The sequence below is a fragment of the Nocardioides bruguierae genome, from assembly GCF_023554635.1.
In the GTDB taxonomy this organism is placed as follows: domain Bacteria; phylum Actinomycetota; class Actinomycetes; order Propionibacteriales; family Nocardioidaceae; genus Nocardioides; species Nocardioides bruguierae.
Genome location: NZ_JAMJPH010000020.1, coordinates 172,302 through 194,647, shown reverse-complemented (window position 1 = coordinate 194,647; position 22,346 = coordinate 172,302). Strand labels below are relative to the sequence as shown.

Sequence of the window (22,346 nt, the reverse complement as noted above, 5' to 3'; positions counted from 1 at the left end):
GAGGCCCCCACCGCTCGCGGTGGGGGCCTCGTGCTGTCCGGAGGCCCCTGGTGCCCCGACCCCCCGGTGTGACCGGTTCCCCTCAGCGTGACCCTCGCCCTGCCGACGTGGACAGGTGAGCAGGGTGGCTCGCACGGCCGCCCGGGGAGCTGCCGAGGAGACACCATGAACGCGCACGACCGCACCACCGAGAAGGCCAGCGCCCTCGCGCGCACGTTCACCCACCTCGCCTTCGGGCTGGAGGACGAGCGCTCGCCCCAGCAGCTGCAGTCGCTCGCCCAGGTGCTGGCGCGCCAGGCGCTGGAGCTGGCCGACCTTCTCGAGGCCGAGCACGCGCTCTCGGGTCGCCCCGCCGGTGCCGGCGAGCCCTACCTGCCGATGAGCCCGGGGGACACGGTGCCGCCGGAGTGGCTGCCCCCGCTCGACTGAGGCCTGCCCTCCTGCTGCCCCGACCCCGCTGCGCGGATCCGCGTACGCAGGACCGCGGATACCGGAGAGGGTGTGACGCGGCGCACGCTGGACTCGCCGCTCGGCGACCAGGCCGGGCGGCTGACACCCAGGAGGTCGCCATGCTGTTCGTCCCTGCTCCGCACCTCACCGCCCTGCTCCTCGCGCAGGTCGCTCTCGGGGTGCCCGCCACCACGTCCGTCCCGGTCCCGCAGGAGCGCGAGGTCCTCGAGCGGGGCTGCTTCATCACCCAGGCCCACTGGCCGGGCGAGGTGCCGCCGCCCACGTGCACCAGCTCGGTGCACTGACCCGGTCGGCCGGCCCCGGTGCAGCGACCCTGCACCGGGGCTGTCAGCCGCGCTCCGCCGACAGGCTCGGCCCGTACGGGTCGTGGTGCACGGCCTCGGGCACGAGCAACGTCCGGGGGTCGGTCTCGAAGAAGCGGCGCACCGCGTCGGTTCGGCTGGTGGCGCCGAGCCGGCTGTAGACGTGGTTGAGGTGGGTGCGGACTGTGCCCTCGGAGAGGTCCATGCGTCGGGCGATCTGCCGGTTGGTGAGGCCGTCGCGGACGCGGCTGAGGATCTCGACCTGGCGAGCGGTCAGGCCGAGGCTCGGCGGGTGGGCGCGACGCCAGCGGGCGGTGCCCTGCACCAGGTGCGGGCGCAGCAGCTCCAGCAGGAACAGGTCCCGCTCGCGCACCGGGTCGTCGAGCACGGCCAGCACGCGGAGCTGGTGGGCCGGCTCCAGCAGGGAGCACATCATCATCTCGTACCCCTCCGGCGGTGCCGCGTCCGCGGACCCGTCCGACGCGGCGATCGCCAGGTCCGCGGACTCCCGCAGCGCGCGGTCGCCGGCGACGGTGCGCATCAGGTCGTCGGTCCAGATGGAGGCGAGGTCCCCGGTGCGCTCGGGCAGGCTGCACGCCAGCTGCCAGTACAGCGGGTGCGCCTGCACGTGCTCGGTGTCGTACTCGACGCCCATCACGTAGCGTCCGTCCACCATGTCCCAGCCCTGCGTGAACCACGTGGACCCGGTGCGCAGGCTGGTGGCGAACACGGCCCACTGCTGGGTGCGCAGCAGCCGGGTGAGCAGGTCGACGACGGTCCACGGGAGGGGCAGGCTCCCGTCCGCGCGCTCGCACTCCGTCACCACCGCACGGATGTCGTCCAGGTCCGCTCGAGACAGTCTCGGCACGTACATCAGTGGTCTCCCCCCACGTGTCGCGTGACTCGAAGGATGCGGGAGGTCTTTACCCTGCGCACCCGGCTTTCCGTCAAGGAAACGTTCGCGGGACGGCGGACGCACAGGTCAGGGCCCCGGCCGGCGCGCACGTACGCGGATCCGCGTATGGCAGGTCGCCCCGGACGTCCGGCAGGCTCGCACCGGGAGTCGGAGCGCCGCGGTCGCGGCGGGGGAGGAGACCGCCATGGGCTGGTGGACGGACCGCGTCGTGCCGCACGTCGTGCACGCCGCACTGGACAACCCGGGGCTCGAGCAGCTGCGCCGTGAGACGACCGAGGGGCTGCACGGGGAGGTGCTGGAGATCGGGTTCGGGTCCGGGCTCAACCTCCCGCACCTCCCTGATGCAGTGACGGCGGTGCACGCGGTCGACCCCAGCGACGTGGGCTGGCGGATGTCGGAGCAGGCCCGCGGGGCCTCCCGCGTGCCCGTCGACCGCGTGGGCCTGGACGGGGCGGGGCGGATCGACGCCGAGGACCGCTCGTTCGACGACGTGCTGATCACGTTCACGTTGTGCACGGTGCCCGACCGCGACGCGGTGCTCTCCGAGGTGCGCCGCCTGCTGCGCCCCGGTGGGGCGCTGCACCTGCTCGAGCACGGCCGCGACCCGCGTCCGGTGGCGGCCCGCGCCCAGGACGTGCTCAACCCCGTGCAGAAGGCCCTCGTGGGCGGCTGCCACACGAACCGCGTGGTGCTGGAGCCGTTCGAGAGCCCCGGCTGGGTGCTCCAGAGCAGCGCGGCCGACCACGTCGGGCCGCGGGTGATGCTCCCGCTGCTGAACCACCTCACGCGGGCCGTCGCGGTCCCCGTCGCCGTCGCTGCGGCCTGACCCCCTCACCCCGCGGTGGCGGGCACCTGCCGGGTCGTGCCTCAGCGGCCCGGCAGGTCGTCGGGCCAGGCCGGCAGGTCGAAGGCGAAGGTCGTGCCGGGCCCGCCGTGCGGGTCGATGGGCTTGGGCGGGGTCGAGCACGAGATGCGGCCACCGTGCCGCTCGACCACCGAGCGGACGATCGCCAGGCCCAGGCCGGTGCCCTCGTAGGTCGGCAGGTGGGCGTGGGCCCGGGTGAACCGGGAGAAGACCCGCTCCTGCCACTCCTCGGGGATGCCGATGCCGTTGTCGGTCAGTCGCACCTGGAGCCGGTCGTCCTCGAGGTAGGCCTGCACCGCGATCTGCGGCAGGACGCCCGTCGGCATGTACTTGGCCGAGTTGCCCACCAGGTTGCGGAACAGCTGGCGCAGCATCTGCGGGTCGGCCAGCACCCGGGTGTGGGAGGAGTCGACCACGATCCGCGCGTGCGGCGCGGTCTCGGCCACGACCTCGGGGATGAGGCCCTGGCGGCCGAGCAGGTCGACCTCCTCGGTGTGCAGCGCGGCGCCCTCGGCCGTGGCCTGCGCCAGCAGGTCGGCGAGGACGTCGTCCATGCGCTCCACCGCGCGCGTGGCCAGCCGGACGGCGTAGAGCGCGCGCTCGTCCTCGGTGGCGTCCGGGCCCGGTGTCGGGGGCGGGTCGGGCACGGGGTCGGCGTCGACGCCGCCCAGGTGCACGCCGGCCATCTCGAGCCACCCGGAGGCGGCGGTGAGCGGGCTGCGGATGTCGTGGGCGGCGATCTGGGCGAACTCGGCGAGCCGGTTCGTGCGCTCGCGCTCGTCGGTCACGTCGGAGCCGATGGCCAGCACGAGGGTCCGGTCCCCCTCACCGGTGGCGGGCAGCCGCCGGGCCGAGACCTGGAAGATCATGTGGTCCCCGTCCACCGTGGGGATGCGGAGGTCGACACCGGGCACCGTGCCCTCGCGCAGCGCGCGCCGGGTGGGGCGGTCCTCCTCGGCGAGCGGCGTGCCGTCCGGGTGGGCCAGGCCGAGGTCGAGGGGCTCGTCGGGCGCCGAGCGGCGGGTGGCGGCGATCAGCCGGCGTCCGGCCTCGTTCGCCTCCACGAGACGGCCCTCCTCGTCCAGGACGACCAGGGCGTCGCGCATGTTGTCCGTGATCGCGCTCAGCAGCTGCGCGCGGCGCAGGTGCAGCCCCCTGCTGGCGGCCAGGGTGTCGGTGAAGCGGCGGTAGTCGCGGGTGTAGGCGTGGGCGAGGGTCGCCGCCGCGATCACGCAGGAGAGGAACAGCTGCACGGCGAACGACTCGGAGGTCGTGTCGGTGATCTGGGCGAAGGTGGTGCCGCCGGCACGGGCCGCGGCGAGCACGACGACCACGTAGACCCACACGAGGACCACGAGCAGCGACGCGCGGGCCCGGGCCCCGATCCAGGCGAAGGCCAGCAGGGCGATGCTGGCGGTCTGCGGGAACGGCCAGAACAGGCAGCCGAGGGCGACGAGGAACCAGACGACGATCCAGGCGGTCTCGACGGCGGGTGCGCCCAGCCCGTCCCGGTGGGCGTGCACCGTGGTCGTGGGGCGTCGCCAGGCCGGACGCAGCCGGACCGCGCCGTCCTCGTCGAGGTGGCCGAGGAGGAGGGCGACACCGAGGGTGAGGACCATCCCGAGGATGTGCCGCGCGAACCAGGCGCCCACGGTGCTGGAGGTGACCGGGAAGCCCGTGGCCGTGAGGCCGGCGGTGCCCACCAGGACCCCGGCGGCGCAGGCGATCAGGACGACCGCGAGGAACACGCCCATGGCCGTCACCAGCCGCGCGCGGGTCGGCTCCAGCACGTCGGCGGGCGTCGAGTCGGCGCCGATGCGCGCCGGACCGGTGGCCGCGACGGACCCGGCGTGCGGCAGCGCGGAGGCGGGAGGCCGGACCTCGCCGGTGGCCAGTCGCTGGCGCCGGGGCACCACGAGGAGCGAGTGCACCAGGAAGGCGGCGACGCCGGCCTCGACGATGCCGCTGAGGGTGCCGAAGAGGGTCAGGCCGAGCGGGGCGGAGGTCAGGAGGTTCGCGAGCAGGTGCAGCGCGGCCAGGCCGACGCCGACGGCGAGGACCCGGCGGGTCGAGGTGGCGCTGACGAGCAGGATCACGGCGCCGACACCCTGCGCCGGCCAGACGAGCGAGACGTTGTCGGGGCCCAGCAGCAGTCGGCCGAGCGCCAGCGAGCCGGCGTAGCCCAGCCACAGCGCCAGGTGCACCCACCAGGAGGCGCGGGCGACCACTCGGGGCGGCGCCGGGGACGGGCTGGGGGCTCCGCCGGGGCCGGGCAGGGGCGTGCCGGCGGGGCGGGCGCGGGAGAACGGGGGGACGCCCGCGCGCGGCGGAAGCCCCGCGCCGCGCCGGTCCGGCGCGGGCTGGCGGGGAGGTGTGACCCTCGACGTCGACAAGTACTGCTCCTGCTGTGCTGCAGCGGCGCCGAGGCGGTGGTCCACCGGGGGTGCGGGACCGACGAGGGAGTCCGTCCCGCGTCTCCGGTGCGCCGGACGCTGCGGTGGGGGGGGTGGGGACGAGCAGCGGCGTGCCGGCCGATACCCGTGGGAGCACTCTGTCACCTGTCGGGGACTTTCGCCGCCGATCGGCACGACAGTTTCACGGCACCCTCACGGGCGGCGCGCCACGTGCCACGGCCACCTGCCCGGCGAAGTGGGGCCGGACGGCCCCTCACGCCTGCGGCAGAGCGGCCGATGGGGCAGGCACGACCGGGTCCACCGGAGTCCGGGTCGGTGCTGCCAGGAAGACCTCGCCATGACCATCGCCCGCACGCGTCCGACCCCCACGGGGGCCGAGACCACCTTCCCGCCCACCGACCTGTTCTTCTCGCGCACCGACGCCCGGGGCCACATCCTCTCCGGCAACAGCGTCTTCGCCCGCGTCTCGAAGTACGACCTGGCCGACCTCGACGGGGCGCCGCACTCGATCGTCCGGCACCCCTCCATGCCCCGCGGCCTGTTCCGGCTGCTGTGGTCCGAGATCGAGGCCGGGCGGCAGGTCGTCGCCTACACCGACAACCTGGCTAGCGACGGCAGCCACTACTGGACCCTCGCCTCGATCCGTCCCGTCGGCGGTGGCGGTGAGTACCTCTCGGTGCGGGCCAAGCCCTGCCACCCCGCCACGCTCGACCTGGTCTCCGCGGTCTACCAGCAGGTGCTGGAGCACGAGGAGACGCGCCAGGCCCAGGGCCTGGCCGCGCGCGACGTGGCCGAGGGCGGGCACGCCCGGCTCCTGGAGATCCTCGCCGAGGCCGGCTACGCCTCGTACCGCGACTTCCAGAACGAGATGCTGCCGCGGGAGGTCTCGGCGCGGGCCGAGCTCTCCGGGCACGGCCGCCGGGGCACGGACGGGGCGGGGCGCCGCGTCCGCACCGGCGCCGGTCACGGCGGCACCGTGGAGCTGGACCGGGCGCACGCCGCCCTGGTGGCCGCGCTCGACGGGCTCGTGGGCAACCTCGGCCCCTTCAGCGCCGAGAGCACCCGGCTCGGGGACGAGGCGGGCTACCTGCGCACGCTGGCCCGCACCATCCGCCGGTTCAGCCTCAACAGCCAGATCCTCGGCTACCAGGTGGGCGCGTCGGGCGCCGGCCTCTCGGCCGTCGCCCGGCTGATCAACGACGAGGCCACCCGCTTCGCCGGTCTGGTCACGCCTGTCGGCGACACCATCGACGCGGTGCGTGGGCAGCTCACCGACCTCACCTTCGCCGTGTCCTCGGCCAAGATGCAGCTCGACGTCATCGACGTGTTCGTCGAGGACCTCACCGCCGGCGAGCCCGACCCCGTCCGCCTCACCGACCTGCGCGGCCTCGTCGAGAACCTCTCGCGTGACGTGGAGGCCTCGGCCCGCGCGCTGCACGAGCTGCGCCGCCTCTCCGCGGGGCTGGGCCGACCGCTGGAGCACGTGGCCGACTCGCTGGTGCAGATCAGCCTGCTGGCGTTCAACGGCCGGGTGGAGTCGGTGCGCCTGGAGGAGCCCGACAGCGCCCTGCAGCTCTTCGACGAGGTGCGGGCCCTGGCCAAGGCCGCCGGCTCGAAGATCTCCGGCGGCACCACGCTGGCCCGGCTCGTCGAGGACGCGGTCAGCGAGGAGCGGGCGGTGCAGGACTCGTTGCGCGCGGTGCTCGCCGCGCTGGAGCACGTCGGCCGCTGACGGCGTGCGGCGGCCGCGGCGCGGCTGCGCAGGCCCCGGGTGCCCGCACGCGAGGATGGGCGGGTGCAGCTGCCGACCCACGACCTCGAGGACGAGGTGCGCGCCACCACCGGGGCCGCCGTGCTGGCCGGGGTGGACGAGGTGGGGCGCGGCGCGGCCGCCGGTGACCTCGTCGTGTGCGCCGTCGTCGGCGGGCCACGCCCGGCCCCCGAGGGGCTGGCCGACTCCAAGCTGCTGACGCCGGCCACCCGGGCGCGCCTGGAGCTCGAGGTCACCGACTGGGTGGCCGGGCACGCCTTCGGGCACGCCGACGCGGCCGAGATCGACGACCTCGGGATGGCCCGCTGCCTCGGGCTCGCCGCCCGGCGCGCCCTGGAGGCGCTGCCGCAGCGGCCCGACCACGTCCTGCTCGACGGGCCGCACGACTACGTCGGGCACCCCTGGTCCGTGACCGCGCGGGCGGGGGCCGACCGCACCAGCGTTTTGGTGGCCGCCGCGTCCGTGCTGGCCAAGGAGCACCGCGACCGCACCATGCGCGTGCTCGCCGAGACCCACCCCGGCTACGGCCTGGCGGAGAACGTCGGCTACCTCTCCGAGGCCCACGAGGAGGCGATCGGCCGGCTGGGGCCGACGCCGGAGCACCGCACCAGCTGGTCGTTCATGGACCGGCACCCGCAGTGGGAGCACGCCCGCCGCGGCATCGTGCAGCTCAGCCTGTTCGGGGGCTGAGCCGGCCCAGGCGCGTCGGTCGGGCAGGTCAGTCGGTCGGGCAGGTCAGGAGCGCAGGACCCTCTCCAGCGCCTTGCCGCGGGCCAGCTCGTCGACGAGCTTGTCGAGGTAGCGGATGCGCCGCATCAGCGGGTCCTCCACGTCCTCGACCCGGACGCCGCACACGACCCCGGTGACCAGGTGGACGTCGGGGTTGAGCCGCGCGTCGTCGAAGAAGTCCGCGAACGTCGTGCCGGCCGCGAGGTGCGCGTCGAGCGCGGCGTCGTCGAACCCGGTGAGCCACGTCGTCACCGCCCGCAGCTCCGCGACCGTGCGGCCCTTGCGCTCGACCTTGGCGACGTAGGCCGGCCACACGTCGGCGACGGGGGTGGTGAAGATGCGGTGCACGTCGAGCACGATACGGCCCGCCTGCCCCGTGCGCCTGCCTCGACGTGTCCGGCCCCGGGGTGGCGCCGAGCGCCGCCCCGGGGCGACCCGGCAGGATGAGCCCGTGCACTACGTGGGAGTCGACCTCGCCTGGGGCGAGCGCAACCCGACCGGGCTGGCGGTGCTGGACGCCGACGCCCGGCTGCTGCACGTCTCGACCGTCCGTACCGACGCCGAGATCGGCGAGGCGCTCGAGACGTTCACCGCCGAGGAGTGCCTGGTGGGCATCGACGCCCCGATCGTCGTCACCAACGCCACCGGCTCCCGGCCGGCCGAGCAGGCGCTCAGCAAGGACTTCCGGCGCTTCGAGGCCGGCACGCACCCCTCCAACACGGGCAAGCCCGAGTTCGCGGAGGGCCGCACGCGTGCCCGCCGCGTGTGCCGCCTGCTGGGGCTGGACCCCGACCCGCGCAGCGGCCGCGCCCGCCGCGCCATCGAGGTCTACCCGCACGCCGCGAGCGTGGTGCTCTTCGACCTCGAGCGGACCCTGAAGTACAAGGCCAAGCCCGGGCGCGACCTGGACCTGCTGCGTCGCGAGCTGCTCACGCTGATGGGCCACGTCGAGACCATCGTGGCGGTCGACGCGGCGTGGCAGGCGCTGCGCCGTCAGGTCGAGGCCGCCACCCGCAAGTCGCAGCTGCGGGTGGTGGAGGACCAGGTGGACGCCGTCGTCTGCGCCTACGTCGCCTGGTTCGCCGACCACCGGCCCGAGCAGACGGCCACGTACGGGGACCTGGCCACCGGCTACATCGTGACGCCGGCGCTGCCGACGTCCAGCGGGGCGGTGCCCGCGCCCCGCCGCACCGACGACCCCGTGGCCCGCGCCGTGCAGGCCTACGCCGACGACCAGCCCGCGCTGGTCGAGGCCGGGCGCGCCTGGGTGGAGCTGGTCACCGAGGTGCTCGACGAGGCGGGCATCAACTACCTCACCGTCACCGGCCGCACCAAGAGCGTGACCTCCTTCGCGGAGAAGGCCACCCGCCTGGACGAGGCGGGGCAGCCGCTCTACCCGGACCCCCTGCGCGACATCACCGACGTGCTCGGGGTGCGGGTCGTGACCTACGTGCACAGCGACGTCACGGCGGTGGCCGACCTGCTCGCCGCCCAGGCCGACGTGCTCGACGACCGGGACATGGGGCAGGCGACGGCGAGCGAGGGTCGGTTCGGGTACGCCAGCCGCCACCTCCTGCTCGGTGCGCCCGACGAGCTGCGCGAGGCCCGGCCCGAGCTGCACGGCCGGGACGCGCAGGTGCAGCTGCGCACCGTCCTGCAGCACGCGTGGGCGGAGTTCGAGCACGAGGCGCGCTACAAGGGCCGCGTCCCGGCCGAGCACGCGCGCGACCTGGACCGCCGCTTCACGCTGGCCGCGGGGCTCCTCGAGCTCGCCGACCAGGAGTTCTCCGCGATCCGCGAGCGGCTACGGAGCCGGCCCGACGCCGGGACCGATCCGGGGGAGCAGGGCGATCCGGTGGAGGGGCTGCCCAGGCCCGAGCCCGAGGACCCGCGCCTGGACCCGCGCGAGCTGGCGGCCTACCTGGCCGGCCAGTTCCACGACGCCGGCTGGTCGCGCTCCGACCACTACGCCTGGATCGCGGGGCTGCTGCTGGAGGTCGGCATCACCAGCCTCGACGAGCTGGGCGGGGTGCTGCGCGACCCGCGTCTCACCGGCCTGAACGAGGCCATGGGCTACCGGTTCCCGCCCGGTGCCGTGCGGCGGCTCGACGACGCCCTGCTCGGCGCCTACCGGGACGGCTACGTGGGCCTGCAGGGCAACGTGCACCGGCGCGACCTGCTCGCGGCCCGGCTGGCGCAGATGGACGAGGCGCGGGCCGACGGGCCTGCGGACTGACGTCCCGTCGGGGGCGGGACGGATCAGGCGGCGGAGAAGCTGAGCACCTGGAAGCGTCGGTGCGCTCCCGCACCGGCGTGCTGCCGGTCGAGCTCCTGCGCGGCCTCGATCTCGCGGGTCAGCAGGACGTCCAGGGCCACGGCCAGGTCGCGGGTCGCGAACGTCTCGACCTCGCCGGTGGGCTGGTGCTGGATGAGCACCCGGCCCAGTTCGTCGGTGCCGATGGCGTAGCGGGCCTCGAGGTGGTCCAGCACGGCCGGGAAGGACTCGCCGACCAGCCGCACGTCCCACGTCCGCCGGTGCGCCGCCTGGAACTGCTGGAGGGCAGCGGTGGAGACGGGACGGGCGGAGCTGAGGGGAGCGGTGCTGGTCATGGCGACCTCCTGGGCATCGACTCGGCGTGGGCTGGTGCAGGGATGAACGAGGCGCGGGGCGCGTGGTCACGCGCTCGCCCTCACGACTTCTTCACGCACCCCCTGCGGTCTGGACCTGTCGCCGGCCCGAGTACCGCGTCCCCTGACGCTGGACTGGACCGATCGCTCGTCCCTCCCCCCTGCCCGATCCGGGTCCACCCCGGGGCGTCCCGGGGCCGACCCGGCTCTGACCTGGGGCGAGTCGGTGCGTCAGGCGCGAGACTGCGCCCGCTTCATCTCTTCTTCATCACGGAATGCTGGAAGATCCCCAGAATCAGGCAGAAGGGGCCCACGCTCGTCGGGTGAGCACCGTGCTGGTCGTGGACGACGAGGCCGACATCCGTGAGGTCATGGACCTCATGCTGTCCGGCGCCGGCCACCGCGTCCGCACCGAGCCCGACGGCCGCGGCGCCCTCACGGCGCTGGCGGAGGAGTCCTTCGACCTCGTCCTGCTCGACCGCACCATGCCCGGCCTCGACGGCATCGAGGTCCTCCAGGAGCTGGAGGGGTCCACCCGCACCGTGCCACCGGTGCTGATGGTCTCCGCGCTCTCCTCCCGCGACGACCTGCGCGCGGCGGTCGACGCCGGCGCCGTCGGGCTCCTCGGCAAGCCGTTCACGCGGGCCGAGCTGCTGGGCCGTGTCGACGAGCTCACCGTCGAGCCGCACCCCCCGACCACGGGCTGACCCCTCGGCTCCCACCCCCCGGCAGCGCGACCGGGGTCCCCCCCGCCCCGCAGCACTCGACGGAGGACGCGGCGATGTCCCCCCTGCACCGCAGCACCGGCACGAGCCCGCCGCCGGAACCGGTCCCCGGCCCCGGCCTGCGCCCGCTCCCGGAGACCCCGGAGGCCTTGCACCTGCCCCGGCACACGGGGGAGGTCTCCCGTCGGCTGCTGCCTCCGGCCGACCTGCTCCGGGTCCCGCGCGCGTCCTCGGTCGGCGCTGGCGCGGCGAGGCCCGTGCTCGAGGAACGTGCCGCCCCCGAACCCGGTCGTCGGAGCCGCCGCCACTCGATCCGAGACGCCCTGCTGCGCGACGGGCTCCTGGGGTGCGCCCTGCTGCTCGCGGTCGTGCTCGGTCGGTCCACGGCCCCGGGCCCCGGCATGCTCAGCGACTTCTGGCCCGCGGCGGGCGTGGAGCTGCTCTGGCTGGCCACGGCCCGCACGCCGTGGCAGGTGGTGCGCTTCGTCGTCGGTCTCGTCGTGGCCACCGTGGCCGGCGTCCTGCTGAGCGGCTCCGGGCTCGGCTGGGCGCTGGTCCAGGTGCCGGGCGCGCTCGCGTTCTCCGTCGTCGGCGCCGTCGTCCTGCGGGTCGCCACGGACCTGCCCGTCCTCGGGCGAGCCCACCGCGCCGCCGTCGACGCCGCCGGCGCGCCCGCCGAGCGGGACGGCCGCCGGCTGCGGTGCCTGGGCGGGGTCGTGCTCGCAGTGCTGGCGGGCAGCCTGGTCGCCACCGCGGTGACCCTGTTCGTGCAGAGCGTCTCCGAGGCGGTCTGGGGCCTGCACTACCTCCACCCCGACCCACTGCACCTGGCCGGCTTCGTCGTCCGCTGGGCGGTCGGCGGCCTCGTCGTCGCCGGGCCCGGGCTCGTGCTGGTGGAGCACCACCGACGCGGCGGTTCCGTCCTCCGCGAGATCGCCGCGGTCCGGCGCTGGGACCTCGTGGACGCCGTGCTGCTGCTGTCCGGCACCGCGATCACCTACGCGGCGGTCGCCGACCCGCGCACGACGCACCTGGCCTTCCTCGTCCCGCCGCTGGCGATGGCCGCGGCCGTGCGGCTGAGCCCCGCCCTCACCAGCCTCCAGGTGCTCGTCTTCGGCACCGCGGTCGCGCTGCTGGCCACGGAGGGCCGGGTGCTGTTCGGCGACGTCGTCGACCCCGAGCTCCGGGCGATCTGGCTCCAGCTGTTCGTCGCCGCGGTCGTGGTCAGCAGCCTCGCCGTCGCGGCCGTGGCCGAGGAGCGCCGCGCGCTGGCCGCCCGGGACCGGCGCCGGGAGGAGGAGCTGGCCCAGCGCCTGGACCTCTTCGACCACCTCTCCCAGACCAAGGCGGACGCGCTCGCCGTGCTCGACCGGGAGGACCGCCCCGTCCTCGTGAACGACGCGGCCGCGCAGCTGCTCGGTCGGGACCGTCGCGCCGCCCCGGACGCACTCGTGGTGCGCAACCTCGACGGCTCGCCCGTGCGCGACGACCAGCACCCGTTGCGGCGGGCGCGGGTCGAGGGGCACGTGGGCCCGGTGGACCTCCTCGTCACCCGGGTGGACGGCCGCGAGATCGTCGCCCGCGTCCGGGCGGACCGGCTGCCCGTCACCGCCGACGGCGGGGAGCAGGTGCTCCTGGTGGCCACCGACGTGACGGCCGACCACGCGCGGGTCAACCAGCTGGCGCAGTTCGCCACCGTCGCGGCGCACGACCTGCGCAGCCCGCTCACGCTGCTGCGCGGGTGGCTGGACATGGCGGCCCTCCAGGTGCCGCCGGACGAGGGCGACGAGCAGCACGGCCGGGCGCGGCGCTCGCTGGCCCGGGCGCAGGACGCCTCGGACCGGATGGTCCGGCAGATCGAGCAGATGCAGGCCCAGGCGCGGGCCGAGGGCGCGCAGCCGGAGCCGGAGGACGTGCCGCTGAGCGGGCTGCTCTCCCCGCTGCGTGAGGTCGCCGAGCAGGCGGCGCCCCAGGCGCGGGTGGAGATCGCGGACGACCTGCCCTCGGTGCACGTGGACCCCGAGATGTTCCGTCAGCTGGTGCACGACCTGCTGGTCAACGCCGCCACGTACGTGGCCCGCGACGTGCGGCCGGTGATCGAGATCGACGCCGAGGAGGTCGGCGACCGGGTGCAGGTGAGCGTGACCGACAACGGGGTCGGGGTGCCCCCGGAGTGGCGGGAGCGCATCTTCGGCAGGTTCGAGCGGGCGCAGGCCGAGGACGGGGCGCCCGGAGCCGGCGTCGGTCTCGCCGTCTGCCGCGTCATCGTCGAGCGGCACGGTGGCCGGATCTCCTGCTTCGCCGCCCCGCACGTGCCCGGGGCGCACGAGGCGGCGATGTTCCCCGGGGGCCCGGGCTCCCGCTTCGTCCTGGACCTCCCGCGCGCCCGCGAGCAGGCACGTCCGGGCCTGCCTCGGTGAGCGCTCGGGCACGCCCTACCCTGCGTGCATGACCCGCGGCCCCGCACGCCCGTCCCGGGCCGAGCGGCGGCGGCTGCAGACGGCGCTCGAGGTGCTGGGCAGCGGTGTGCTCGCCCACCGGGCCCAGGCCGCGACGGCCTCCGCCCTGGCTGAGGACGACCCGGGCGCGGCGGCCGGCCGTGAGGCGCTCCGGCACGGCCTGCACCGCGGCCTGCTGCGGGTGGTGCTGCGCCTGCTGGTGCGGGCCGACCTGGTCCGCGGTGGTGTGCTGCCTCCCGGGCCCGGCCCCGGGGGAGCGCCCGCGTCCTGGGCCGAGGCCCGCGCGGAGGCCGGTCGGCTCGCCGTCGGCCGCGGGGGAGCCCCGCACCTGGGCGGGGTCTTCCGCACCGACCCGGACGGGGACGCGCTCGCCGGCGTCCGGCTCCCCGCCGGGGCGTGGACGGCGGCGGCCACCACCCTCGCCGGTCTCGGTGGAACCGAGCACGGCCCCGACGACGCGGGGGACTGGCCGGCCCTGGCCTACGAGTGGCTGCTGGAGCTGGAGCCGCAGGTGCACGTCCCGGCGTCCGGGCCACCGCAGTGGCGTCTCGTCCGCAGTCGTGACGCCCGGCGCGCCTCCGGCAGCTGGTGGACGCCGCCGGACGTCGTCGCCCTCGTGCTGGACGAGGCCCTCGACCCCGTCCTCGAGCAAGCCGTGCGCGCCCCGGAGCCGACGGCCGCGCTGCTCGACCTGCGTGTTCTCGACCCGGCCGTCGGGGCGGGCGACTTCCTGCTGGCCGCGGGCCACCGGGTCGTGGCCCGGCTGGGGGACCTCGGTGTGCCGGCGCGCACCGCCTGGTCGCAGGTCGCCCGCGGCTGCCTCGTCGGCGTCGACCGCGACCCGCTGGCCGCGGACCTCGCCCAGGCGCGACTCTGGCACGCGGTCGCGCGGGCCGGCGCCCAGCCCGCGTGCCTGGACGACCGCCTGGTCGTGGGCGACTCCCTGGTCGGCACCACGCCGGACCTGCTCGCGGCCGGGCTGCCGGACCTGGCCCTCACCGCCACGGACGGCGACGACCGGGCCGACCTCGCCGACCGACGCCGCACCAACGCCCGCGAGCGCACGGCCGCGGCGACGCCGTGCGTCCCGACGCGCCGTCGGCCCCGCGCGGCCCGCGACGCGGCCGACGCCTGGTGCCTGGCGTTCCTCGACCGCCCGGCCCCGGTCACCGACGCCGGGGTGCGCGCGCTCGCCGCCGGCACGGACCCCGAGGCGGCGGCCCGGGTGCGAGGCGCCGCTGCCCGCCACCGACCGGTGCACTGGCACCTCGACCTGCCCGACCTCGCTGCCCGGGGTGGGGCGGACGTCGTGGTCGGCAACCCGCCGTTCCTCTCACCGCTGCGCGCCGGGGCCCTGGTGAGCCGTCGACGGAGCCTCGTGCGGCACGTGCACGGTGGGCTGGGCGGCCCGAAGGCCGACGAGAGCACCTACTTCCTGCTGCTGGCCGCCCGGCTCCGTCGCCCCGGTGGCCGCGTCGGGCTGGTGCTGCCGGACTCGGTGCTCGCCTCCGCGGACGCGGCCGACGTGCGCCGGGGCGTCGCCGCCCGGCACGCCGTGGCCGCCCTGTGGCGTGGCGACGGGTCCGAGTTCGGCGCCGCCGTGACGCCGGTGGCGCTGGTGCTCGCCGACCCCGATCCCGACCCCGATCCCGGTGCCGCCGTCCCACGACTGCTGGAGGGCCGACCGGCGACGCCGCTTCCGGACCGGCCCCGCCGCGTCCTGGCGGAGGCCTGGGCCTCGGGGCGGTGGAGCCTGCTCGCGGCGCGGCGGCTGGGGGCACTGCTGGAGCGGCCGAGCGCGCCGCACGACCTGACCGTGGGCGACCTCGCCGACGTCGCGGCCGACTACCGCGACCAGTACTACGGCCTGCGCGGCGCCGTCGTGGAGGCCCGCCCGGACGACCACGACCCGCGGCCGCGGCTGGTGACCACCGGCGCGGTGGACCCCTGGCGACTGCGCTGGGGCGAGGTGGAGAGCCGGTTCGACGGTGCGCGCTACCGCAGGCCGGTGGTCGACCTGGACCGGCTCGACGCGCGGATGCAGCGGTGGGCCGCCCGTCGCCTCGTGCCGAAGCTGCTGGTGGCGACGCAGGGGAGGACCCTGGAGATCGTCCTCGACCGCGACGGCACGCTGCTGCCCTGCGTCCCGGTGATCAGCGTGGTGCCCACCGGCGGGCTGGGCCTGGAGCAGCTCGGCGCCCTGCTGGGCAGCCCGGCCGTGCACGACTTGCTGGTCGCGCGGACGCTGGGCTCCGGGCTCGGCGCGCACTCGCTGAAGGTGTCGGCCACCGACGTCCGCGCCGTGCCGGCACCGGCCGGTGCCGCGGCCGCCGCCGACCTGGGGGCGGCGGGGCTGCTGCTCGGCGCGCTCGCGAGCGACGCCAGGGCCCGTGCCCGCTTCGCCATGCTCACCGACGCCGCCTGCGGCCTCGACCCCCAGGACAGCCGGCCGTGGGAGTCCGCCCTGCTGGCCACCGTCCGTGACCAAGAGGCCTGAGGCCGAGCCCGGCCCCGCTCAGTCGTCCAGGGGAGCCCGGCCCGCCAGTGCCAGGGCCAGCACCGCGGCCACGGCGCACGCGGCCATCACCACGGCCTGGCCGATCGCACCCTCGCCCAGGCCGGAGAGCACCGACACGACGCCGCCCAGGCCGAACTGGAGCGCGCCGAGCACGGCCGAGGCGCTGCCGCGGGCGTGCGGCACGGCCGACATCGCCAGCGCGGTGCCGTTGCCCATCACCAGGCCGAGGCTGCCCACCGCCACGAAGATGGGCAGGGCGAACCAGCCCGCCGGCACGTCGGCCAGCACCAGGGCGAGCAGCACCAGGCAGGCCACCAGGACGAGGGTGAGCCCGACGGTGAGGAGCCGCCGCACCGGGTGCACGGCGACCAGGCGCGCGGAGATCGCGCTGACCACCACGAGCGCCAGGGCGTTCACGCCGAAGACCAGGCCGTAGGCGGCCTCGGAGAGACCCATCTGGTCCTGGTAGAGGAACGGGGAGGCCGAGATGTAGGTCATCATCACCGAGAAGCCGAGCGCGAACGCGAGCGTGTAGCCGACGAAGCGTCGGCTTGCCAGGGCCTGCCAGGCGCTCGGCCGGTCGGCCGCAGCCGCCCGCTCGGCCGCCCGCTGCTCGGCCGGGAAGGACTCGGGGACGAACGCCAGCACGGTCACGAGCATCAGCACGGTGAGGGCCAGCACGATGCCCAGCAGCCCGCGCCAGCCCAGCGGTCCGGCCAGCAGACCGCCGACCGAGGGCCCCAGCACGGGGGCCACGCCGCCCACGATCATCATCAGGCTCAGGGCCTGCGCGGCGACCCGGCCGCGGGTGAGGTCGGTGATCACGGCGCGTCCGAGCACCATGCCCGCCGAGCCGGCGAGGCCCTGGACCAGCCGCGCGAGCGCCAGCACCCACAGCGTGGGCGCGGCGACGGCGACCACGCCGGCGGCGATGCACAGCACCACGCCCGCGAGCAGCGGACGACGGCGGCCCAGACGGTCGGAGAGGGGTCCGAAGACCAGCTGCCCGGCGGCGAGGCCGATCAGGAACATCGTCAGGGTCAGCTGCGCGCCGGTCTCGGTCGTGCCGAGGTCGGAGGCGAGCTGCGGGAACGACGGCAGGTAGAGGTCGGTCGAGAGCGGGGCCACCGCCGCCAGCAGGGCCAGCGTGAGCAGCAGCGGACGCGGCACCCCGCCGCGGTCCTCGGCGGCCAGGCCGCCGGTGCTGGCGACGCCGGCGCTGCTGACGTCGGTGCTGGGGTCTGTCCGGTGGACGTCGGTCGACACGGTGCTCCTCGGTGCAGGGTCGATGGCTGGTCAATGGTTATGCATGCATAATGATCCGCACGCGACCGACAGATGTCGAACGGGAGGCTCCATGACGTCGGACACAGCACCGCCGCCGGCCGGGGGAGGCGACGGCTGGGCCGCGCTGCCCGGCGGCGACCCGGCCGCCGTCCGGCACGCCGACGTGGCCGACCACGTGGCCGCGATCGCCCGCGAGCTGCTGGGACGGCACTTCCCCCACGACGCCGTGCCCCTGACGGCCAACGAGGTCGCGGTGCTCCGCTTCGTCCACCGTCACCCGGGCGCGACCTCCGGGCAGGCCGCCGCCGCCACCGGCCTCCAGCGCAGCAACCTCTCGACCACGTTGCGCGCGCTGGAGCGGCAGGGGCTGGTCGAGCGCACCCACGGGGAGGACGCGCGCACGGTCCGCCTGCGCGCCACGGACCGGGCCGAGGCCAGCACCCGGGCGGTGCGACGGCAGTGGTCGGGGCTGGTGGCGCAGGCGCTCGCCGAGGCGGACGTCGCCGAGGAGGACCTGGCCACGACGCTGCGGGTGCTGGCCGCGCTGGAGGACGGCCTGCGGCCCTGACCTCCTCCCGCGCGCTCGGCCCCGCGCGCTCGGCCCCGCGCGCTCGGCCCCGCGCGCTCAGCCCCGCAGCTGGGCCAGCAGGCGGTGCATGACGGCCTCGACGGTGCGCCTGCGCACGCGTCCCCGGTCGCCGTTCAGGTGCAGCTCGTCGGCCAGGACGACGTCGGCGCTGCTGAGGCAGACGTGGACCAGGCCCACCGGCTTAGCCGCCGTCCCGCCGCCCGGGCCGGCCACGCCCGTGATGCCGACGCCCCAGGTGGTGCCGAGCCGGGTGCGCACGCCGTCGGCCAGGGCCCGTGCCACCGGGGCGGAGACGGCACCGTGCTCGTCGAGCATCGCCTGGGGGACGCCGGCCTGGTCGCGCTTGACCTCGTTTGCGTAGACGACGAGGCCGCCGGTCAGGTAGTCCGAGGAACCGGGGAGATCGGCGAGCCGGGAGGCGAGCATGCCGGCGGTGCACGACTCGGCCGTGGCCACGGTGGCGCCGGCCTCGCGCAGCGCCTCGGCCAGGAGCAGGTCCAGGCTGCGGCCGTCCGGGCTGAACAGCGTGTCGGCGAACCGCGCGGCGAGGGCGTCGGCCAGGGCCTGCCAGGCCTCGGCGTCCTCGGGCGCGAAGCGCCCGACCACCTCCAGCTCGCCGACGTCGTCGATGCAGGTGGTCAGCTCGAGCGGGTCGAGGGCGGGGCCGAGCTCGCGCAGCACGGCCGCCAGGTCGGACTCGGGGGTGCCGAACAGGCGCAGGTGCCGCTGCTCGAGCCCGGCACCCGCAGCCAGGACGGCGGCGACGACCGGCGAGGTCTCGGCGGCGGGCCACATCTGCCGCAGCTCGCTGGGCGGGCCCGGCAGCACCAGCACGGGCGCGTGACCGTCGCGGGTGGGCGGCACGACGAGGCCGGGGGCGGTGCCGACGGGCTCGAGCACGGTGGCGCCCTGCGGGACGTGCGCCTGCTTGGTGATGCCGGCCAGCGAGGCCGGGGTATCGACGGGCCAGCCTCGGCGGGCGGCCACCGCCTCCACCCGGGCCCGCACGCGCTCGCGGAGCGCCGCGTCCAGGAGGAGGGGGCGGCCCTGGTGCTCGGCCACCACGGCGGCGGTGAGGTCGTCGGCCGTGGGCCCCAGGCCTCCCGTGGTGACGACGAGGGCGTGCCGCGGGGTGAGCCAGGCGAGGGCGTCGTGCAGGTCCTCGGCCCGGTCGCCGACGACGACCACGGTGCCGATCTCCACCCCGTGGCCGCGCAGCCGCTCGGCCAGCCAGCCGCCGTTGGCGTCGGCCACGCGACCGGTCAGCACCTCCGTCCCGGTCACGACGACGGCGGCGCGGGGACGGGGCTGCGTGCTCACCCGGTCAACGTAGTCCGGCCTCGGTGGCTGGGGGTCGGACGGCCTCGGTCTCGCGACCGGCGGCGGCTCAGGCCGCGGTCGCGATGCCCTCCAGGGTGGCCGCGCCGTCCGCGATGCCCTGGGCCTCCGCGGCGGTCGCGGCGACGGTGCCGGTGATCTGGGCGACCACGGCCGACTGCTCCTCGATCGCGGCGGCCAGCGTGGCCACCTGGCGCTGCAGCTCGTCGATCTCGGAGCCGATGCGGCCGACGTGCGCGACGGCGTTGCCCATGTCGCTCTCGACCTGGCCGATGGTCGAGCTGATCGACTCGGCGTTCTCCCCGGTCTGGCGGGCGAGCTCCTTGACCTCCCCGGCCACCACGGCGAAGCCGGCGCCCGCCGCGCCCGCCCGGGCGGCCTCGATGGTGGCGTTGAGCGCGAGCAGGTTCGTCTGGTCGGCGATCGTGGAGATGACGCTGGAGGCGGTGACCACGGCACGGCTGGAGCCGGCGAGGGCGTCCATGACCGCACCTGCCTCGCGGGCCATGCCGGCGACCTGGGTGCCGATGGCGCCGGTGGTCTGGGCGGTGCGGGAGAGCTCGGCGATGGCGGCGGAGAGCTCGCTGACGGACGAGGACGCCACCCCGGACTGGTCGGAGACGGTCGCGGCAGCGCGTGCCAGGGCCTCGGCCTGGGACCGGATGCGGGCCTGGAGCGCCTCCCGGCCCGCCAGCTCCTCGGCGACGGCCTGCTGGCGCTCCTGCGCGGCCCGCTCGTCGGCCGCCTGTGTCGCGAGCTGGGCCCGGAGCGCGTCCGCCTGCGCCTGCGCCGCCTGCTCGGCGGCGAGGTCGATCCGGTCGCGCAGCCAGTACAGGCACCCGCCGACCGCGGCGACGACGGGCCACACGACGGCCACGTACGCGACGGGCTGCGCCTGCGCGGCGTCCTGCCAGGCGATGAGACCGAGCACCCCGGCCTGCATGGCCAGGGTGGCGTAGAGGGAGGACTTCGGCAGGGACACGCCGACCCACAGGGCCAGGCAGACGCTGGCCACGGCCGCGCTGAGCGAGAGGTCCTCGACCACGAACGCCTGCACGACCTGGACGCCCACCACCTGGAACGGGATGGACAGCGGCAGCGCCGCCGGCACGCGCGCCCACGGGACGGGCCACAGCGCACCGCCCACGACCACCTGGAGGACGCCGAACGCGATCATCGCGACGTTGCCGCCCGCGAGCAGGCCGCCCGCGATCGAGGCGAGCCCGTTGGCTCCCCACAGGACGGGGAGGAGGCGTCCGGTCAGGGACACGTCCCGTCGGGTCCGGCCGGAGGCGGTGGCAGTAGTGGTGGGAGTCGTCACGGTGCCCCTGATCGGCAGGCCCGCCGCGCGCCTGAGGAGGGGGGAGGGGGCGTCCGGGCGGTCTCGACGTGCGCTCGTCGCCGGGGCTCCTCGCTGCTCGACCACCGGGGGCGTGCGCTCGTCGCCGGGGCTCCTCGCTGCTCGACCACCGGGGCGGTGCCCTCGTCGCCCGCCGCTCAGGGCCGCGCGGGGACCCGGGCCAGCGCCCGGGCGACCGTGTCGCGGTCGCCGGCGCAGCAGGCCCGCACCCAGCCCTCGCCCAGGCTGCCGAACGTCGAGCCGGGAGCCACGGCCACGTGCTCGGTGCGCAGGAAGTCCTCGCACCACGCCGCCACGTCCCCGCCGCTGACGTGCGAGACGTCGATCCACAGGTAGAAGGCCCCGCCGGGCACGAGGTAGCGCACGCCCCGCGCGTCCAGCGCGGCACGGCCGGCGGCCAGGGTGCTCGCGTAGTGCGCCCGCGCGTCCTCGACCGCGTCCTGCGGCCCGGTCACGGCGGCGAGCGCCGCGACCTGCGCCGGGGCGTTCACGCACGAGACCGACGCCTCCTGGGCGGCCCGGAACCGCTCGTCCAGGCCCGGCGGCGTGACCAGGTAGCCGACGCGGGCACCGGTGAGCGCGTAGGTCTTGGAGAGCGAGAAGACCCCGAGGACGCGGCCGCCGCCGTCGGCGGGGGAGTCGAGGGCGGTGAGCGAGCAGAACTCGCCGCTCCAGTCGAGGTACTCGTAGACCTCGTCGCTGATCACCCACAGGTCGTGACGGCGGGCCAGGTCGAGCAGGGCCTGGAGCGTGGCCCGGTCGTAGGTCACCCCGAGTGGGTTCGAGGGGCTGTTGACCAGCAGCGCCCGCGTGCGAGGGGTCACGAGGGCCTCGAGGTCGGCGATATCGGGGACGAAGGCGCGCTCGGGGTGCAGCGGGTAGGCGACCGGCACGCAGCCGACGAGCCGGGCGGTCATCGGGAAGTTCGAGTAGCCCGGGTCCGGGACGAGGATCTCGTCGCCGGGGGAGAGCGCGAAGGCCATGGCCTGCTGCAGCGCCTGCATGCCGCCGGGCGTCACGTGCACCTGGTCGAGGCCCACGTCGGCACCGTTGAAGTCACGCAGCTTCGTCACCAGCGCCTCGCGCAGCGGGGTCAGCCCGCTGTTGGGCGTGTACTGCGTCGCGTCCTCGGTCCACGCGCGGGCCCCGGCGGCCAGCACGTGCGGTGCCACGGCCAGGGAGGGCTCGCCGACGCAGAGGTCCAGCACCTCCTGCCCCTGGGCCTCGAGCCCGCGGGCGAGGTCGTAGATGCGGCGGATGCCCGAGGCGGGCACGGAGGCGACGGTGGTGGACAGCTGCGGCACGGCACCAGGAAACGCCCGCGCCCCTCGCCTCGCCAGGACGGGGCGGGGTCGGCGCGCCGCGCGCGTGCCGGAGGTCACAGACCACGGGGCCGCCTGTCGAGGCGCGTGTGCGCGAGCACATCGCCACGCCGAGATCAATCTTGACTCGTTCCAGAACATGCGGCAGGTTGCAGGCATGACCGAGACGACCGCCCCGGAGGCCCTGCTGCGCGGGGCCGGGCTGCGCGTCACGCGACCGCGGCTCGCCACCCTGCGCGCCCTGTCCGCGATGCCGCACGCCGAGACGGAGGCGGTCATCGCCGCCGTCAGGGCGGACCTGGGCGAGGTCTCGCACCAGGCCGTCTACGACGTGCTGCGTGCCCTCACCGAGGCCGGGCTGGTGCGCCGCATCCAGCCCCAGGGCTCGGTGGCCCGGTACGAGACCCGCGCGGGGGACAACCACCACCACGTGGTGTGCCGCGGCTGCGGGTCCATCGCCGACGTCGACTGCGCCGTCGGGCACGCCCCGTGCCTGACCCCGCAGGCCGACCACGGCTTCGTCGTCGACGAGGCCGAGGTCGTGTACTGGGGCACCTGCCCCGACTGCGCCCGCGCCGCGGCCACGGCCTGAGCGCGCGCCCCTCTCCCTCTCGCGTCACCCCGCCCCACGGCACCCCACTGGAAGGACAGC

19 protein-coding genes are annotated in these 22,346 nt (G+C 76.0%); 11 read left to right on the top strand and 8 right to left on the bottom strand.

Translation table 11 applies throughout. The features are described from left to right. Positions 1–165: 165 nt before the first annotated feature. Together M8316_RS11365 and M8316_RS11360 are read left to right on the top strand one after the other, a co-directional pair. Positions 166–429: a hypothetical protein gene (locus M8316_RS11365; protein WP_250054636.1), complete on the top strand. Its 264-nt coding sequence runs from the start codon at positions 166–168 to the stop codon at positions 427–429. A 140-nt stretch (positions 430–569) separates the two neighbouring features. Then, a complete protein-coding gene (locus tag M8316_RS11360; protein WP_250054635.1) occupies positions 570–755 on the top strand; it encodes a hypothetical protein in 186 nt (61 codons plus the stop codon). Positions 756–798: 43 nt separating this feature from the next. Here M8316_RS11360 and M8316_RS11355 read toward each other — a convergent pair whose 3' ends face one another. Continuing rightward, positions 799–1,647, bottom strand: a complete 849-nt coding sequence (locus tag M8316_RS11355) for a helix-turn-helix transcriptional regulator (RefSeq protein WP_250054634.1) — start codon at positions 1,645–1,647, stop codon at positions 799–801. Positions 1,648–1,873: 226 nt separating this feature from the next. Between M8316_RS11355 and M8316_RS11350 the strand changes: the two genes are divergently transcribed. Continuing rightward, on the top strand, positions 1,874–2,515 hold the full coding sequence (locus M8316_RS11350) for a class I SAM-dependent methyltransferase (RefSeq protein WP_250054633.1): 642 nt from the start codon (positions 1,874–1,876) through the stop codon (positions 2,513–2,515). A 41-nt stretch (positions 2,516–2,556) separates the two neighbouring features. Here M8316_RS11350 and M8316_RS11345 read toward each other — a convergent pair whose 3' ends face one another. After that, positions 2,557–4,782, bottom strand: coding sequence for a sensor histidine kinase (locus M8316_RS11345; RefSeq protein ID WP_250054632.1), 2,226 nt, complete (start codon positions 4,780–4,782; stop codon positions 2,557–2,559). A gap of 523 nt (positions 4,783–5,305) precedes the next feature. On the opposite strand from M8316_RS11345, the gene M8316_RS11340 reads away from it, so the two are divergent. Further along, positions 5,306–6,700, top strand: coding sequence for a PAS domain-containing protein (locus M8316_RS11340; protein ID WP_250054631.1), 1,395 nt, complete (start codon positions 5,306–5,308; stop codon positions 6,698–6,700). Positions 6,701–6,763: 63 nt separating this feature from the next. Next, positions 6,764–7,429: a ribonuclease HII gene (gene rnhB / locus M8316_RS11335; RefSeq protein ID WP_250054629.1), complete on the top strand. Its 666-nt coding sequence runs from the start codon at positions 6,764–6,766 to the stop codon at positions 7,427–7,429. A gap of 45 nt (positions 7,430–7,474) precedes the next feature. Here rnhB and M8316_RS11330 read toward each other — a convergent pair whose 3' ends face one another. Then, positions 7,475–7,816 (bottom strand): DUF2200 domain-containing protein, encoded by a 342-nt coding sequence (locus M8316_RS11330; protein WP_250054628.1) that lies wholly within the window; start codon positions 7,814–7,816, stop codon positions 7,475–7,477. A gap of 103 nt (positions 7,817–7,919) precedes the next feature. Here M8316_RS11330 and M8316_RS11325 point away from each other — a divergent pair, with 103 nt between their 5' ends. Continuing rightward, on the top strand, positions 7,920–9,704 hold the full coding sequence (locus M8316_RS11325) for a DUF429 domain-containing protein (RefSeq protein ID WP_250054627.1): 1,785 nt from the start codon (positions 7,920–7,922) through the stop codon (positions 9,702–9,704). A 23-nt stretch (positions 9,705–9,727) separates the two neighbouring features. Here M8316_RS11325 and M8316_RS11320 read toward each other — a convergent pair whose 3' ends face one another. Beyond that, positions 9,728–10,078: a hypothetical protein gene (locus tag M8316_RS11320; RefSeq protein WP_250054626.1), complete on the bottom strand. Its 351-nt coding sequence runs from the start codon at positions 10,076–10,078 to the stop codon at positions 9,728–9,730. Between the two features lie 341 nt (positions 10,079–10,419). Here M8316_RS11320 and M8316_RS11315 point away from each other — a divergent pair, with 341 nt between their 5' ends. The 3 genes from M8316_RS11315 (at position 10,420) to M8316_RS11305 (ending at position 15,777) form a co-directional block, all read left to right on the top strand. Next, positions 10,420–10,803: a response regulator transcription factor gene (locus M8316_RS11315; protein WP_250054625.1), complete on the top strand. Its 384-nt coding sequence runs from the start codon at positions 10,420–10,422 to the stop codon at positions 10,801–10,803. 74 nt (positions 10,804–10,877) lie between these two features. After that, positions 10,878–13,241: a sensor histidine kinase gene (locus M8316_RS11310; protein WP_250054624.1), complete on the top strand. Its 2,364-nt coding sequence runs from the start codon at positions 10,878–10,880 to the stop codon at positions 13,239–13,241. Positions 13,242–13,269: 28 nt separating this feature from the next. Then, entirely contained in the window at positions 13,270–15,777 is a 2,508-nt protein-coding gene (locus tag M8316_RS11305; protein ID WP_250054623.1) for an Eco57I restriction-modification methylase domain-containing protein, read from the top strand. Positions 15,778–15,795: 18 nt separating this feature from the next. On the opposite strand, the gene M8316_RS11300 is transcribed toward M8316_RS11305, so the two are convergent. Continuing rightward, the gene (locus M8316_RS11300) at positions 15,796–17,064 is read right to left on the bottom strand and encodes a multidrug effflux MFS transporter (protein ID WP_250054622.1); all 1,269 of its coding nucleotides are present in this window, start codon (positions 17,062–17,064) and stop codon (positions 15,796–15,798) included. Between the two features lie 91 nt (positions 17,065–17,155). On the opposite strand from M8316_RS11300, the gene M8316_RS11295 reads away from it, so the two are divergent. Continuing rightward, positions 17,156–17,653, top strand: coding sequence for a MarR family winged helix-turn-helix transcriptional regulator (locus M8316_RS11295; protein ID WP_250054621.1), 498 nt, complete (start codon positions 17,156–17,158; stop codon positions 17,651–17,653). A gap of 57 nt (positions 17,654–17,710) precedes the next feature. Here the strand turns inward: M8316_RS11295 and M8316_RS11290 are convergent, their stop codons facing one another. The 3 genes from M8316_RS11290 to M8316_RS11280 all read right to left on the bottom strand — a co-directional run bounded on the left by M8316_RS11290 (position 17,711) and on the right by M8316_RS11280 (position 21,676). Next, on the bottom strand, positions 17,711–18,994 hold the full coding sequence (locus M8316_RS11290; protein ID WP_250054620.1) for a competence/damage-inducible protein A: 1,284 nt from the start codon (positions 18,992–18,994) through the stop codon (positions 17,711–17,713). A gap of 67 nt (positions 18,995–19,061) precedes the next feature. Beyond that, positions 19,062–20,282, bottom strand: coding sequence for a methyl-accepting chemotaxis protein (locus M8316_RS20640; RefSeq protein ID WP_308196001.1), 1,221 nt, complete (start codon positions 20,280–20,282; stop codon positions 19,062–19,064). Between the two features lie 227 nt (positions 20,283–20,509). Next, the gene (locus tag M8316_RS11280) at positions 20,510–21,676 is read right to left on the bottom strand and encodes a pyridoxal phosphate-dependent aminotransferase (protein WP_250054619.1); all 1,167 of its coding nucleotides are present in this window, start codon (positions 21,674–21,676) and stop codon (positions 20,510–20,512) included. A 175-nt stretch (positions 21,677–21,851) separates the two neighbouring features. Here M8316_RS11280 and M8316_RS11275 point away from each other — a divergent pair, with 175 nt between their 5' ends. Continuing rightward, the gene (locus M8316_RS11275; RefSeq protein ID WP_250054618.1) at positions 21,852–22,286 is read left to right on the top strand and encodes a Fur family transcriptional regulator; all 435 of its coding nucleotides are present in this window, start codon (positions 21,852–21,854) and stop codon (positions 22,284–22,286) included. Positions 22,287–22,346: the final 60 nt, after the last annotated feature.